This window comes from Alkalibacter rhizosphaerae (assembly GCF_017352215.1).
Lineage (GTDB): Bacteria > Bacillota > Clostridia > Eubacteriales > Alkalibacteraceae > Alkalibacter > Alkalibacter rhizosphaerae.
The window spans coordinates 1,786,853-1,800,886 of record NZ_CP071444.1; the positions used below are offsets into that span (position 1 = coordinate 1,786,853).

A 14,034-nucleotide genomic window follows, 5' to 3' on the forward strand; every position below is an offset into this window, starting at 1 on the left:
AGGTGTTTAATGACCGCTTGGTACCGTTACCGCTGAAAGTAGCAAATACGCTGGGGTTGATTTTGGTATTGGCAGCCAATGCATTGGCAAATATTTTACCGATCAACGGGTTGAATACCGGGGAGGTTTCCGACTTTTATCCCAACCTGTTCACTCCGGCGGGAGTGACCTTTTCCATTTGGGGCATCATCTACTTTTTTTTGATTTTATTCGTCGTCTACAATTATAATGTGGTCGGAAAAAAATCCGACAAAAAAATTGTGGAAAGCATCGGATGGTACTTTTTTATTTCATGTATTTTAAATGTGGCATGGCTGTTGCTTTGGCACTACTTGTATATCGGCTATTCATTGATCGTCATGGTATTGTTGCTTCTGATATTGTTGCGGATCTATTTTACGGTCCATGGAAACATGTACTCTGATCCAAACAACAGAATTTTTGTGCGTATCCCTTTTTCCATCTATGCCGGATGGATCACCGTTGCAACCATTACCAATGTGACGGCATTTTTGGTCCATTTGCAATGGAGCGGCTGGGGCCTGCCACCCCAGATATGGACCTTGATCATGATGGCTGTTGCGACAGCGATCATGTCGTTGGTCGTCTACCGGTTTCACGATGCGGTTTATGGCTTGGTGTTGATATGGACCTTGGCGGGGATCGGTTGGAAACATTTAGAAGTATTTGCCATGGAGTATCCCTTTGTCGTATATGGGTCTGTGCTGTTCGGACTTCTGATGATCGGGACGATCATTGCGTCGGAGTGGACCCGTCGAAAACGAGAGCGCAGGCTGTTTTAAAAAATAAAAAATGGGGACGGAAAAATGGGGACGGTGACTTTTTTTGAAAAAAGTCACCGTCCCCATTTAAACATTCACAATTATCCCATGGTTGATGGTGCGGGAGCTTTCAATACAAAGATTTCCGTCAGGTCGCAGGTGTCGTTGAAAACGTTCATTTTCGTTTTGAAAGGGATGTTGACGATGCTTCCCGTTTCATACGTGTGGTTTTCCTGATCATCCAATTGGAGCGTGATGTTGCCTTTTGTCACCAGCATGTATACGTTGGAGTTGGAATAGTGTTCCGGCAATCCTTCGCCACGGGGTAAGATCATGTGGTTGATGTCGACATTTTCGTCGCTTACGATCTTTTCAATGGTCTTGGCATCGGTCTTGGCATAGTTGTACAGTTTTTCCAGCATGGTTCATTCCTCCTTCAAATTTTTTCTATTAATTAAACTTCTTTGATACTACCATCAACATCGATGGTCACGACTTGCCATGGGATCATGACATCTGCGTTCCTCATGGCGGTGGTAACGGCGTGGGTCATGCCTCCACAGCAGGGTACGGTCATTCGAAGTACGGTGATGCTTTTGATATTGTTTTGTTGCAGGATCTCCGTCAAGCGTTCTGAATAGTCTGCCGAGTCCAATTTTGGACAGCCAATGACGGTCACCTTGTTTTTCATAAAATCCTCATGGACGTTGGCGTAGGCAAATGCCGTACAGTCTGCCGCCACCAGCAGGTGGGATCCTTCCAGATAGGGCGCATTTGGCGGTACCAGTTGGATCTGGATGGGCCATTGCCGCAATTGGGATACGGGACGTTGGAATTGGGTCGTTTCCTGCAGGCTGCTGGCCTGGGATACTTCTTGCACGGCAGTTCCGGCACAACCGGATTGTTCTTCTCGCGGGGCGGGACCTTCAAATCCTTTGGCTTCCCGTTCTTCCAGGGTCATGGCGCCGGTGGGACATTTAGGCAGGCATTTCCCCAGTCCGTCGCAGTAGCTGTCCGAAACCAGACGGGCTTTTCCGTCGATCAACTGAAGAGCATCCTGGTGGCAGGCACTAATGCACAAACCGCATCCTACACATTTTTCTTCATCTATTTGAATGACTGTTCTTTTCATATAAAATCTCCTTTATAAATTATTATACTATGTTTTCTATGTTTAGTGTATTATAATAGGAGTAATAAATCTGTATCTGCAGATACAAAATTAAAAAAGGAGTATCCATGTTAAAACAATATTATCCCACTTTGGAAAACAATCCGTTGTTTGCTGACATCGACGATTACAGCATCGATCAGTTGCTGTCCTGTCTGCAACCAAAAGTTAGAAGGTACGAAAAAAATGAATTCATCGCCATTGCAGGGGATCCCTTTACGTCCATCGGCATAGTTCTGGAAGGACAGGTCAGCGTCATCAAGGAAAGCGCTACAGGCAACCGGATCATGATCTCCCAGTTGGAGCCGGGGGAAATGTACGGAGAGATGATCGCTTTTTCCAATCAGGAATTTTATCCGGTGACGGTGGAGGCCATCAAAGATACTACGGTCATGGAATTGGAGCGAAACGCCATCATCGGTCAATGTCCCAGGATGTGCTCCTGGCACAAGACATTGATCCAAAACATGCTCAAGATCGTATCGAATCGGGCGCTGATGCTCAATAAAAAAGTGGAATACCTTTCCATCAAAAGCATGAGGGGAAAACTGAGCGCCTTCTTTTTGGATGAGTACAAGCGATTCAACAAGGAAACCTTTCAGTTGAACATGAACCGCAATCAGCTGGCGGACTATTTGAATGTGTCCCGACCGTCCATGTCCCGGGAGATGGCAAAGTTGCGGGATGAAGGGGTCATCGATTTCAAAAAGAACAAGATCCGAATCGCCGATTTGGAAGCATTGAGTGAAATGGCGGAATAGAAAGGATGTTGACGATGAAAATCGATGAATTTATCGATGCTTGGGAAAAGATCCCTACCGATGAAAGTCTGGAAAACACCAGGATCTATTGGAACATGAGAGCTTCCGAATTCAACGAACAAAACAGGGACAACTGTGGGGAGATCCAGGACCTGCTGGATCAGCAAAATTACAAGGTAGAAGGAAAAAGCATGCTGGACATCGGATGTGGACCGGGGAAATGTGCGGTTCGGTTTTCCCGTGATTTCAAATACGTCACCGGGGTGGATATCTCGGATCAAATGATTGCCTATGCTAAAGAAAATGCCGAGGAAGAAAGTAGAAAAAATGTGGAATTTCACGCAATGGCGTGGGAAAAGGCGGACCTGGAAGCCTTGAACTGGGAGGATCGTTTTGATGTTGTGGTCGGATCCATGACACCGGCCATCAGCAATGTAAACGCATTAAAGAAAATGTGCAGGGCTTCAAAAGATCTTTGCATGCTCAGTTCCTTTGTTCACCGCAGGGACTTGAAAGTGGAACTGGAGGAACATTTGGGATTGTCCAAGCCGGGTCAAGAATATCGAAATAAAGTATACTTGGTGTTCAACATTTTGTGGCTTATGGGGTATCACCCCCAAGTGTGGTACACCGATGTGGGCATCCGGCGGGAATATACTTTAGAAAAAGCTCATAGACTCTACAGCCAACAGCTGGAACTGAACCAAACACAAAAGAAAAAGGCAAAAACATTTTTGGAAAGCAGGGCGGTAGACGATATTCTTCATCAGGAATACACGGCAAAAATCGGTTGGCTTGTATGGAGTGTAAAAAAATAGCCCGGTTTCCCGGGCTTTTCTTATCTCAATAGTTCATTTTGCAATTGCAGGTGTTGCTCATAGGTCTCTGAATAATACGTTTTGCTGTCGTTGTAGATATCGGACAGGAAATAGAAATAATTGTGGGATTCCGGATTCAAGGCAGCTTTTATGGAGGGTTCTCCCGGGCTGTTTCCCGGTCCGATGGGCAGTCCGTCCACCAAATAGGTATTATACGGTGAATTTACCGCCATGTCCTGGGAGTTGTAAATGGGCTTGTGGATCCCCAGGGCCATTTGCAGGGTCGCACAGCTTTGCAGCCGCATGTTGTTTTCCAAGCGGTTGTAGAAGACGCCGGCAACGATGGGGCGGTCCTCGTCGAAGATCGCTTCGTATTCCACGATGGAAGCCATGGTAAGGATCTCGTGAACGGTCCATTCCGAGGAATCGATCTGGTCCTTGTATTTGGTCAACACCTTGTCCATCTCCTGGAGGAGCCGATGGGCTGCCGCTTCAGGAGTGACGTTCTCGTTCTCAAAGTTATACGTGTTTGGAAAAAGGTAACCGTTCAACGCGAATTTTAGATCTGGATTCAAGACTTCCTCTGTAATGAACCAATAATTGTCGATGGCGCTTTGTATAAAATCTTCTCCGTCCCAAACGGCCAGGATCTCTTCTTGAGTGTGGCTGGTTTTTTCGGCGAGAATAGCTGCCATGTCGTCCAGGGTCTTTCCTTCCGGGAAGGTGACGGTGATGGTGTCGGGGAAGATGACATCACCGGAAAAAATGGTGCTGGCAATTGCCCGCATATCCATGCCCGGTTTGATCTGATAATGGCCGGCCTGGAGATTGGAAAAGTTCTGGATCCGCGCATACACTTTAAATGCCAGGGCATTTCGGATCAGTTCTTCTTCTTCCAGCATTTCCGCCATGCCGTTGATGGTGGTTCCCGGGGGAACTTCAAAAACCACCGGTTCCTTATGGACGCCAGTGTCACCGATTTGATTGTTGAACCACAGCATGGCAGTTGCGCCAGCTGCCACTACAAGTACAAGCAAGCCAAGGATGATTTTTTTCATATGTGTGGTCACCTCTCATTCTAGGACAAATTATACGATAACAGATTTGTTTTTACAATACCTGTAGGACGATCATGGCGAAGCTTTTTGGAATATCTTTTATTCAGCGCAAAAAAATAAATAAATATGGTATAATGTGGTTAAATTGAAATTTAAACAAGGAGCCTTTCATGAAAGAAATCGACCGTTACACCGCCTATAAAGCCTTTAGCGAGGCCATACGAAAGCACTATAAGCGTCTCCATGTTCTTTTGGAAGAGATCCACGTGTACCCGGGGCAACCACCCTTGCTGTTTTTATTGGATCGGGAAGGCGGACTCAGCCAAAAACTGTTGGCGGAAAAAATCAACATAAAGCCGTCGACACTGACCACCATGCTTAAATGCATGGAAGCAAACGGTTTGGTGGAGAAGGTGCAAGATCAGGAAGACAAACGGGTCCTCCGGGTATTTTTGACCACGGCTGGTCAAAAGACGGTTGCTGCTGCCAAAAAGATCATGAATAGACTCAGCGATGAAATGCTGGCGGATTTTGATGGGGAAGAAGTGGAATTGTTTTACAATATGATGGAAAAAGTGAAGGGGAACCTTCACATATAAAAAATAAAAAAGCGCCTGGGCGCTTTTTTAGGTTCAATAGTTAGTGCATCGAAGTTCAAAGTGAGCTTGTGGGTGGTCGCATACAGGACATTCATCCGGTGCATTGCTTCCCGTGTGGACATGACCGCAGTTTCTGCATACCCAGACTTGTTCCGTAGACTTGGCAAAAACCGTATTGGTTTTTACATTTTCCAATAATTTTAAATAACGTTCTTCGTGAAGGGCTTCCACTTTGGCAACACCTTCAAATTTATCGGCCAACTCATCGAAGCCTTCTGCTCTTGCCGTCTCGGCAAAGCCTTTGTACATGTCGGACCATTCATAGTTTTCCCCTTCAGCAGCTGCCTTCAGGTTGTCTGCCGTGTTGGAAATGCCGTTCAAGTACTTGAACCATAGTTTTGCATGTTCTTTCTCGTTGAGAGCCGTTTCTTCAAAAACTCCCTTGATCTGCTCATACCCTTCTTTTTTTGCCGCACTGGCAAAATAATCATACTTGTTTCGAGCCTGGGATTCACCTGCAAATGCAGTCCACAAGTTTTTTTCTGTTTGGGTTCCTTTTAGATCTTTCATCATGACCTCCTGTATTGTATTGTTTTTAATTTTGTGACTATTGCAAATAGAATTATACCACTACAGCACCATTTTTTCCAGTGCATTCTGGTCTTCCAGTGCTTTGAGTTCATCGTATCCGCCGATGAATTCATCCTCTATGAAGATGAAAGGTACGCTGCGCTGTCCGGTTTTTGCGGCAAGCTTTTCAAAGGCATCCGGATCCCCGTCGATCCCAATTTCCGTAAAAGCCAGATTCTTGTGTTTTAAAAGAGCTGTTGCCCGTTTGCAATAAGGACAATAACTCCATGTGTATAACTTGATTTTTTTCTTCATGGGATCACAACCTTCAAAAGTTTTCATAAGGTGGTATTTACCCCAAATTTATCTCGTAAAACTAAAAAGTAGGAGGAGAAGATCTTCCTTGAAAAGAAAAGTTCCATGGGATACTATGGTAGGGACGGAGGGATATTTATGAAGGATGATCGACAGGGGCGCATTCCCTATGAACATGCGAAGGCCTTGTATCAAAAACAGCAACCGGAAGAGATCCAACAGCGGATCAACATTCCCTTTAACGAAGAAGCCGGCGTTTTCACCTTTCGGCTGTTGGGGGAGGATCATGGACTTTCCTGGCCTGAGGGTGTATTGACCAACAGCAGGTCGGAGGTGGTGACTTCCTATGTCATCGGCATTTTGGTATTGCGATATTTTGCCCTGGGGTCCTTTGCCACACCTACTGGCCGCAAAGTGACCTACAAAGATATTCCCGATGGTTCCATCTATTACCCCAATTTCAAAAAAAGGACCATCGACCGCCTGGCCAAAACGTTTGACAGGGATCCAAATTTGTTGGATCAAGACGGAAAAGACCCCGGATTGGGAGATCGATCCCTGGAGGTGGAACTGATCGACCATGTTCCCGTCACGTATGTCTGCTGGGAAGGAGACGATGAGTTTGCCGCTTCTGCGAATATATTGTTCGATGAAAGCATCAAACATTATTTCAATGCGGAGGATCTTGCGGTCCTGCCGGACTTGGGGATCGTCTGGTTGGAGGAGAAGGGAAACCTCCCCTTGGATCTGGGCATGTACGGCGGCTGAATCTGCGGATTGACAAAAATCCTGCTCCGTGATATATTTTTTTCACGGAATCAACGAAGGGTTTCGTAGGGGAAAAGAAAAGGGAGACGGACTCACAAAGGGGCAATATTGTGCAACTTGGTGGGTCTTTGTTATATCCAAATGTGGTATAATGGAAAAAAATAAAGTTGGCGGTGTGATATGAAGATAGCGGTAATTGACGGCCAGGGTGGTGGAATCGGCCGTGTTGTCATCGAAAAACTACGGGCGGAATTTGAGCAGAAGGTCCACATCATAGGCTTGGGAACCAACGCATTGGCGACGGCAGCCATGCTCAAGGCGGGAGCCAATGAAGGCGGTACCGGGGAAAATGCCATCATGGTCAATGCAGCAAAAGCGGATGTGATCGTTGGGAGCATAGCCATTCTTGTACCGGATGCCTTGACAGGCGAATTGACGACCAACATGGCCTCCGCCATCGCAAGAAGCGATGCCAAAAAAGTATTCGTGCCTATGAACAAGTGCGACATTTATATTGCAGGCGTGGCCAATGAGCCGTTGCCACACTATATTGATTATTGCATCAAGATCATAAAAGATTTTTAGGAGGGATGAACATGTGTGAATCAAACGTTTACCTGGTTGACCAACAAGGGGAGAAGACCCTGGTCATGGAATCTGTGGACAAAGTCATTCCGAAGGAAGGCGATGTGTACCTGGAAAATATTTTTGGAGAGCGATTGACAGTAAAAGGGCATATCAAGGAAATGGCTTTAGTGGATCACAGCATTCTGATAGCGGAATAACCAAAAAATAACCCGGGACGACGTGCTGTTCTCGGGTTTTTTCTTTTCAAATATGTGGTCTGATGGTATAATATTTACTAATCCTTAGTTAAATGATATGAATAGCAAGTATTTATAGATGGGCAACAGAAATAAGGAGTGAAGGAAATGCCAATCAAGATACCCGATAATTTGCCGGCCATCGATGTGCTGGCCCAGGAAAACATCTTCGTCATGGGGGAAGAAAGAGCGGCCCATCAGGACATTCGACCACTGAAAATCGTCATTTTGAACCTGATGCCGACAAAAATCATAACGGAGACCCAGTTGATGCGCCTGCTTGGGAACACCCCCCTTCAAGTGGAGGTGGACCTTTTGAAAACACGTTCCTACGTTTCGAAAAACACGTCGGTGGACCATCTGGAAAACTTCTACAAAACCTTTGATGAAATCAAAGACCGAAAATACGATGGAATGATCATTACCGGAGCTCCGGTGGAAAAACTGGAGTACCAGGAGGTGGAATACTGGGACGAGTTGAAAGAGATCATGGATTGGAGCAAGCACCATGTCTTTTCCACCCTGCATATTTGTTGGGGAGCCCAAGCCGGGTTGTACCATCATTATGGGATCGACAAATTCGACCTGGACCACAAGATGTTCGGCATCTTTCCCCACTATGTCACCAATACGACCACCATGTTGTTGCGGGGATTTGACGATGAATTTTACGCTCCTCACTCCAGACATACGGAAGTGCGAAGGGAAGACATCGAAAAGGTATCGGAATTGGAAATATTGGCAGAGTCCGGGGAAGCTGGGGTCTACCTGATCCGAAGCAGGGACAACAAGCAGGTCTTCGTCACCGGTCATGCAGAATACGACTGGGACACCTTGAAAAATGAGTATGACCGGGACGAGGCCCTTGGGCTGGATGTGGAGGTTCCCGTAAATTACTATCCCGGCGACGATCCGACAAAAATGCCGGTGGTTCGTTGGAGAGGTCATGCCAACCTGTTGTTTTGCAACTGGCTCAACTATTACGTATATCAGGAAACACCTTTCGACTTGAATGAAATCAAATAAGAACAGGAGTGAAGATCATGAAGGACGCTACCTATCGCTTTGAAACGCTGCAGGTCCATGGAGGCCAGGAAGTGGATCCCACCACGGGTTCCAGGGCCGTTCCCATCTACCAGACCACATCCTATGTTTTTGAAAATACGGATGCGGCAGCGGATGTATTTGCCTTGAACAAGGGAGGAAACATTTACACCCGCATCATGAACCCGACAACCGATGTTTTTGAAAAGCGGATGGCCATGCTGGAAGGCGGTGTGGCGGCATTGGCCGTGGCTTCCGGCTCGTCGGCCATTACCTATGCAGTGTTGAACATCGCAAGATCCGGCGACAACATCGTAGCGGCCAGCACCCTGTACGGTGGAACCTATACCTTGTTTGCCAATACCTTGCCCAAGTGGGGCGTTCAAGTCAAATTTGTCGATCCCGATGATCCGACTGCATTTGAAAATGCCATTGACGAGAAAACCAAAGCCGTGTATGTAGAATCCATCGGAAATCCAGGAATCAACCTGGTGGATATGGAAGCTCTTGCCGATGTGGCCCACGGCAAGGGGATCCCTCTGATCGTAGACAATACCTTTGGCACTCCCTACCTCTTCCGGCCCATAGACCATGGTGCGGACATCGTGGTCCATTCCGCCACGAAATTCATTGGCGGACACGGGACCTCCATTGGTGGAGTGATCGTGGATTCGGGAAAATTCGACTGGGCCCAAAACAACAAGTTTGAGGAATTGACCCAACCGGATCCTACCTACAACGGCGTTCGGTATACGGAAACTTTTGGCCCGGCGGCCTATATTGTAAAATGCCGGGTCCAGCTGCTTCGGGATACGGGAGCGGCCATCAGTCCATTTAATGCCTTTTTGTTGCTTCAGGGATTGGAGACCCTGTCCCTGCGGGTGGAGCGTCACGTGGAAAACACCAGAAAGATCGTGGCATTTTTGAAGGATCACCCCAAGGTTTCCTGGGTCAACTACCCGGAATTGGAAGAAAACAAATACCATGAACTCTGCACCAGATATTTTTCGAAAGGCGTGGGTTCCATCTTCACCTTCGGCGTAAAGGGCGGGGTCCGGGAAGGGAAGCGTTTTATTGATTCTTTGAAGATCTTCTCCTTGCTGGCCAATGTGGCGGATGCCAAGTCCCTAGTCATCCATCCCGCCAGCACCACTCATGCCCAGCTGACACCGGAGGAGCAGGAGCGGGCCGGTGTGAAAGCGGACATGATCCGCATCTCCATTGGCATTGAAAACGTAGACGACTTGATCGACGATTTGGATCAAGCCTTGAATAGCATGTGATTTTTTTGAGCAGCCCAAAGACCGGGCTGCTTTCCGTTTATCTTTTTTTGGATCGTAAGGGGGATCGAACATGGCAAAAGCATACAACAAGGTCAGTACGGGAATCACCGGTTTTGATGAAGCCATCGACATGCTTCGCTTGGGGGACAACGTGGTCTGGCAGGTGGACAATGTGTTGGATTACAAGGGTTACGTGGCTCCCTTTGTCAAGCGGGCCCGAAAGGAGAAACGGCGGATCGTCTACATGCATTTCGGACAGCACGAACCCTTGGTGGACGATCCGGAGATCGTCTGGTATGACCTGGATCCTGATCAGGGTTTTGAAGCTTTCAGCACCAGGGTCTACGACATCATCACGGAAGAGGGGAAAGAAGTTTTTTACGTCTTTGACTGTTTGAGCGAGTTGCTGGAATATTGGCACTCCGATTTGATGATCGGAAATTTTTTCCGGATCACTTGCCCTTATTTATATGAACTGGATACGGTGACTTATTTTGCCCTTTTAAGAAACCGCCATACCTATGCCACCATTGCCCGGATCCGGGAAACGACACAGGTCCTTTTCGATCTGTACCACATCAAAAACAATTACTACGTCCATCCTTTGAAGGTTTGGGAGCGGTATTCCTCCACCATGTTCATTCCCCATAAATCCACCATGAAGGAATTCACTCCCGTGACGGCCAGTGCGGATCTGGCGGAAATCTTTTCCTTTACCAGTATTCAGGCAGAGAGAAAGGACTATTGGAACCGTCTCTTTGATGAAGCAAGGGAGCATTTGTACTTAAATGAAGAACAGCAGGAGAAGATGAAGGACCGGATCATTCTTTTGATGATCGGACGCAGCAAGCGGATCAACGACATGGTGAAAAAATATTTTTCCCTTGCCGAGTTGATCAATATTCAAAACAGGCAGATCGGCACCGGGTTTATCGGCGGAAAATCCATCGGGATGCTGTTGGCCAGAAAAATTCTGGAAAGCCAGACAGAAGATCCTTTTGAGGAGATCCTGGAACAACACGATTCCTTTTATCTTGGATCGGACATCTTCTATACCTATATTGTTCAAAACGGCTGGTGGAAACTTCGGACCCGGCAAAAGAAAATGGCGGGGTATTTTCCGTTGGCCAAGGAATTGAAAGAAAAAATGCTGGGTGGTGCTTTCCCTGAAGTGATCCGGGAACAGTTTCAGCAGATGTTGGAATACTTTGGCCAGTCCCCCATCATCGTCCGGAGCAGCTCCTTGCTGGAAGACGATTTTGGCAATGCCTTTGCAGGAAAATATGAAAGCGTCTTTTGCGTCAACCAAGGTACACCCGAAGAGCGATACACCGCCTTCGAAACGGCGGTCAAACGGATCTATGCCAGCACCATGAACGAAGAAGCGCTGTCCTATCGGCTGAATCGGGGATTGTCCGATAAAGACGAGCAAATGGCCATTCTGGTCCAGCGGGTCTCTGGAGATTACCACGACGATTTTTTCTTTCCCCATCTGGCTGGAGTGGGCAACTCATCGAACCTGTATGTATGGGACCAAGGAATCGATCGGAATGCCGGAATGCTGCGGCTGGTGTTTGGACTTGGGACTCGGGCCGTGGACCGGATCCAGGGAGACTACCCCAGGATCGTGTCCTTGGACCGGCCGGAACAGTCCCCCCTGGTGGACTACCAGGATGAGGCCAAGTTTTCCCAGCGCAATGTGGATCTGCTGGACGTAAAAGCCAACCAGTGGACCGACAGGTCTCTGGAAAAGGTGCTGTCTCTGGATTTGGGAACGGATCCCTCCATGTTTGCAAAACCGGATCACAAAACCAACCAACGCATGAAAGAATTGGGTTTCAAGGATCGGCGGCAGTACATCTTGGGATTCGACAGATTGTTGAAGGAAAGTGCATTTCCCGCTTGGATGCGAAAAATGCTGCAGACATTGGAAAGGGTTTATGAATATCCGGTGGACATTGAATTTACCGCCAATTTCGATAAGGAAGGGGATTTTCGCGTCAACCTGGTCCAGTGCCGCCCCTTGCAGACCAAGGGACCTGGAGAACCGGTGGCCATGCCGAAAACGATCGATGAAACGAACTGCCTCTTTCACTTCACAGGGAATTTTATGGGCGGCAATGTGCGATTGCCCTTGGACTATATTATTTATGTGGATCCCAAAGCCTACATGGAATCGAGCTTGGAAGACAAGTATGCCACGGCGAGGACGATCGGAGCCTTAAACAGCAAACTCAAAGACGACACGGTGATGATCATGGGACCGGGTCGGTGGGGGACCACCACTCCTACTCTGGGAGTTCCGGTCAACTTTTCAGAGATCGGCAATGTGGAGGCCATTTGCGAGATGTCTTACAACATCGGCGGGTTCATGCCGGAACTTTCCTATGGCAGTCATTTCTTTCAGGACATGGTGGAATCGAACATCTTTTATGCGGCCATCTTTGACGGGTATCCCAATGTAGTTTTCCATCCCCAACGACTGTTGGAGCGGGAGAACCTGCTGGTGACCTTGGAACCATCGGCCATACGGTTGTCGGAAATGGTCCGTGTGGTCCATGCAGATGGCTTGGAGATCTATTCAGACATCATCAGTCAGCGTGTTTTATGCCAATAAAAAAGGTCCTGCCTCGGCAGGACCTTCACACATTTCTTTTATACGATGCCTTGAGCCATCATGGCTTCGGCGACTTTCATGAAACCGGCGATGTTGGAGCCGGCAACCAGGTTGTATCCCAGTTCGTATTCTTCAGAAGCTTCTTTGGAAGCAGCATAAATATCGGTCATGATCTGTTTCAATTTTGCATCCACTTCTTCAAAAGTCCAGGAGTATCGCATGCTGTTCTGGCTCATCTCCAGAGCGGAGCAGGCAACACCACCGGCATTGGCCGCTTTTCCAGGACCAAAGGGCACGCCATTTTCCAGGAAAACATCAATGGCTTCCAAGGTGGACGGCATGTTGGCCCCTTCTGCCACGGCAATGACTCCGTTGGCTACCAAGGCTCTTGCTGCATCCGCATCCAATTCGCTTTGGGTCGCACAAGGAAGTGCGATATCGCATGGGATGGTCCAGATGCCTTTGTATCCTTCGAAATATTGAGCAGTAGGTACCTGATCCACATATTCCTTGATCCGTCCCCGACGAACCAGTTTGATCTCTTTGACCAGATCCAGGTCGATGCCGGCTTCATCCACGATATATCCGTTGGAGTCGGAGCAGGAAATTACATGACCGCCCAATTCCTGTACTTTTTCAATGGCAAAGATGGCCACATTGCCGGAACCGGAGACGACGACTCGTCGGTTTTTAAAGTTGCGTCCCGCATCCTTGAGCATTTCGTCGGTGAAGTACACCAAACCGTACCCTGTAGCTTCCGTTCTTACCAAACTTCCACCATAAGTGAGGCCTTTTCCGGTCAGGAAGCCTTGTGCTTTGGAGTTTTTGATCTTGTTGTAATATCCGTACATGTAGCCGATCTCTCTGCCGCCTACACCGATGTCTCCTGCCGGGATATCCAGATCGGCACTGATGTATTTCTGCAGTTCCGCCATAAAGGCCTGGCAGAAGCGCATGACTTCATTGTCGGATTTGCCTTTGGGATCGAAGTCGGATCCACCTTTGCCGCCGCCGATGGGCAGACCGGTGAGAGAGTTTTTGTAAGTTTGCTCAAATCCCAAAAACTTGATGATGCTCTGGTTGACGGAAGGATGAAAGCGAAGTCCGCCTTTGTAGGGTCCGATGGCGGAGTTGAACTGGACCCGGAAACCTCGATTGACCTGTACTTTTCCGTTGTCGTCCACCCATGGTACTCGAAAAGAGATGACTCGTTCCGGTTCGGTGATCCTTTCCAAAAGTCCTGCTTCCATGAATTCCGGGTGACGTGCAAAAACCGGTTCCAAAGATTGGACGACTTCTTTTACGGCATCCAAAAATTCGGTTTCGTTGGGATTTCTTTTCTCGACGGTGCTGTAGACGTGTTGTACATACTCTTTACTGTTCATTGGGACGCTCCTTTGGTTTTAGAATAATGACAATACTGC

At 47.7% G+C, this 14,034-nt stretch carries 16 protein-coding genes; 10 read left to right on the plus strand and 6 right to left on the minus strand.

All coding sequences use genetic code 11. The annotated features are described in order from the left end of the window. Positions 1-2: 2 nt before the first annotated feature. Positions 3-803, plus strand: coding sequence for a TspO-related membrane protein (locus tag J0B03_RS08930; RefSeq protein WP_207299267.1), 801 nt, complete (start codon positions 3-5; stop codon positions 801-803). 80 nt (positions 804-883) lie between these two features. On the opposite strand, the gene J0B03_RS08935 is transcribed toward J0B03_RS08930, so the two are convergent. Both J0B03_RS08935 and J0B03_RS08940 read right to left on the minus strand, forming a co-directional pair. Next, positions 884-1,204, minus strand: a complete 321-nt coding sequence (locus tag J0B03_RS08935; RefSeq protein WP_207299268.1) for a cupin domain-containing protein — start codon at positions 1,202-1,204, stop codon at positions 884-886. 32 nt (positions 1,205-1,236) lie between these two features. Continuing rightward, positions 1,237-1,914, minus strand: coding sequence for an ATP-binding protein (locus J0B03_RS08940; RefSeq protein ID WP_207299269.1), 678 nt, complete (start codon positions 1,912-1,914; stop codon positions 1,237-1,239). 107 nt (positions 1,915-2,021) lie between these two features. Here J0B03_RS08940 and J0B03_RS08945 point away from each other — a divergent pair, with 107 nt between their 5' ends. After that, complete coding sequence (locus J0B03_RS08945) at positions 2,022-2,714, plus strand: Crp/Fnr family transcriptional regulator (RefSeq protein WP_207299270.1); 693 nt, start codon at positions 2,022-2,024, stop codon at positions 2,712-2,714. A gap of 14 nt (positions 2,715-2,728) precedes the next feature. Further along, a complete protein-coding gene (locus J0B03_RS08950) occupies positions 2,729-3,532 on the plus strand; it encodes a class I SAM-dependent methyltransferase (RefSeq protein WP_207299271.1) in 804 nt (267 codons plus the stop codon). 20 nt (positions 3,533-3,552) lie between these two features. Here the strand turns inward: J0B03_RS08950 and mltG are convergent, their stop codons facing one another. After that, positions 3,553-4,590: an endolytic transglycosylase MltG gene (gene mltG, locus J0B03_RS08955; protein ID WP_207299272.1), complete on the minus strand. Its 1,038-nt coding sequence runs from the start codon at positions 4,588-4,590 to the stop codon at positions 3,553-3,555. Positions 4,591-4,760: 170 nt separating this feature from the next. Here mltG and J0B03_RS08960 point away from each other — a divergent pair, with 170 nt between their 5' ends. Beyond that, the gene (locus tag J0B03_RS08960; RefSeq protein ID WP_207299273.1) at positions 4,761-5,189 is read left to right on the plus strand and encodes a MarR family winged helix-turn-helix transcriptional regulator; all 429 of its coding nucleotides are present in this window, start codon (positions 4,761-4,763) and stop codon (positions 5,187-5,189) included. 33 nt (positions 5,190-5,222) lie between these two features. Here J0B03_RS08960 and rbr read toward each other — a convergent pair whose 3' ends face one another. After that, a complete protein-coding gene (rbr, locus tag J0B03_RS08965) occupies positions 5,223-5,759 on the minus strand; it encodes a rubrerythrin (protein ID WP_207299274.1) in 537 nt (178 codons plus the stop codon). 60 nt (positions 5,760-5,819) lie between these two features. After that, entirely contained in the window at positions 5,820-6,074 is a 255-nt protein-coding gene (gene grxC, locus J0B03_RS08970) for a glutaredoxin 3 (RefSeq protein WP_207299275.1), read from the minus strand. Positions 6,075-6,212: 138 nt separating this feature from the next. Between grxC and J0B03_RS08975 the strand changes: the two genes are divergently transcribed. The 6 genes from J0B03_RS08975 (at position 6,213) to J0B03_RS09000 (ending at position 12,610) form a co-directional block, all read left to right on the plus strand. Continuing rightward, the gene (locus J0B03_RS08975; protein WP_207299276.1) at positions 6,213-6,842 is read left to right on the plus strand and encodes a DUF3786 domain-containing protein; all 630 of its coding nucleotides are present in this window, start codon (positions 6,213-6,215) and stop codon (positions 6,840-6,842) included. Positions 6,843-7,022: 180 nt separating this feature from the next. Next, positions 7,023-7,427 (plus strand): DUF3842 family protein, encoded by a 405-nt coding sequence (locus J0B03_RS08980; RefSeq protein WP_207299277.1) that lies wholly within the window; start codon positions 7,023-7,025, stop codon positions 7,425-7,427. 11 nt (positions 7,428-7,438) lie between these two features. After that, the gene (locus J0B03_RS08985) at positions 7,439-7,627 is read left to right on the plus strand and encodes a CooT family nickel-binding protein (protein ID WP_207299278.1); all 189 of its coding nucleotides are present in this window, start codon (positions 7,439-7,441) and stop codon (positions 7,625-7,627) included. 147 nt (positions 7,628-7,774) lie between these two features. After that, entirely contained in the window at positions 7,775-8,692 is a 918-nt protein-coding gene (metA, locus tag J0B03_RS08990; protein WP_207299279.1) for a homoserine O-acetyltransferase MetA, read from the plus strand. Between the two features lie 17 nt (positions 8,693-8,709). Further along, positions 8,710-9,993: an O-acetylhomoserine aminocarboxypropyltransferase/cysteine synthase family protein gene (locus tag J0B03_RS08995; protein ID WP_207299280.1), complete on the plus strand. Its 1,284-nt coding sequence runs from the start codon at positions 8,710-8,712 to the stop codon at positions 9,991-9,993. 70 nt (positions 9,994-10,063) lie between these two features. Continuing rightward, positions 10,064-12,610, plus strand: a complete 2,547-nt coding sequence (locus tag J0B03_RS09000) for a PEP/pyruvate-binding domain-containing protein (protein WP_207299281.1) — start codon at positions 10,064-10,066, stop codon at positions 12,608-12,610. Between the two features lie 38 nt (positions 12,611-12,648). Here the strand turns inward: J0B03_RS09000 and gdhA are convergent, their stop codons facing one another. After that, the gene (gene gdhA / locus J0B03_RS09005) at positions 12,649-13,995 is read right to left on the minus strand and encodes an NADP-specific glutamate dehydrogenase (protein ID WP_207299282.1); all 1,347 of its coding nucleotides are present in this window, start codon (positions 13,993-13,995) and stop codon (positions 12,649-12,651) included. Positions 13,996-14,034 lie beyond the last annotated feature (39 nt).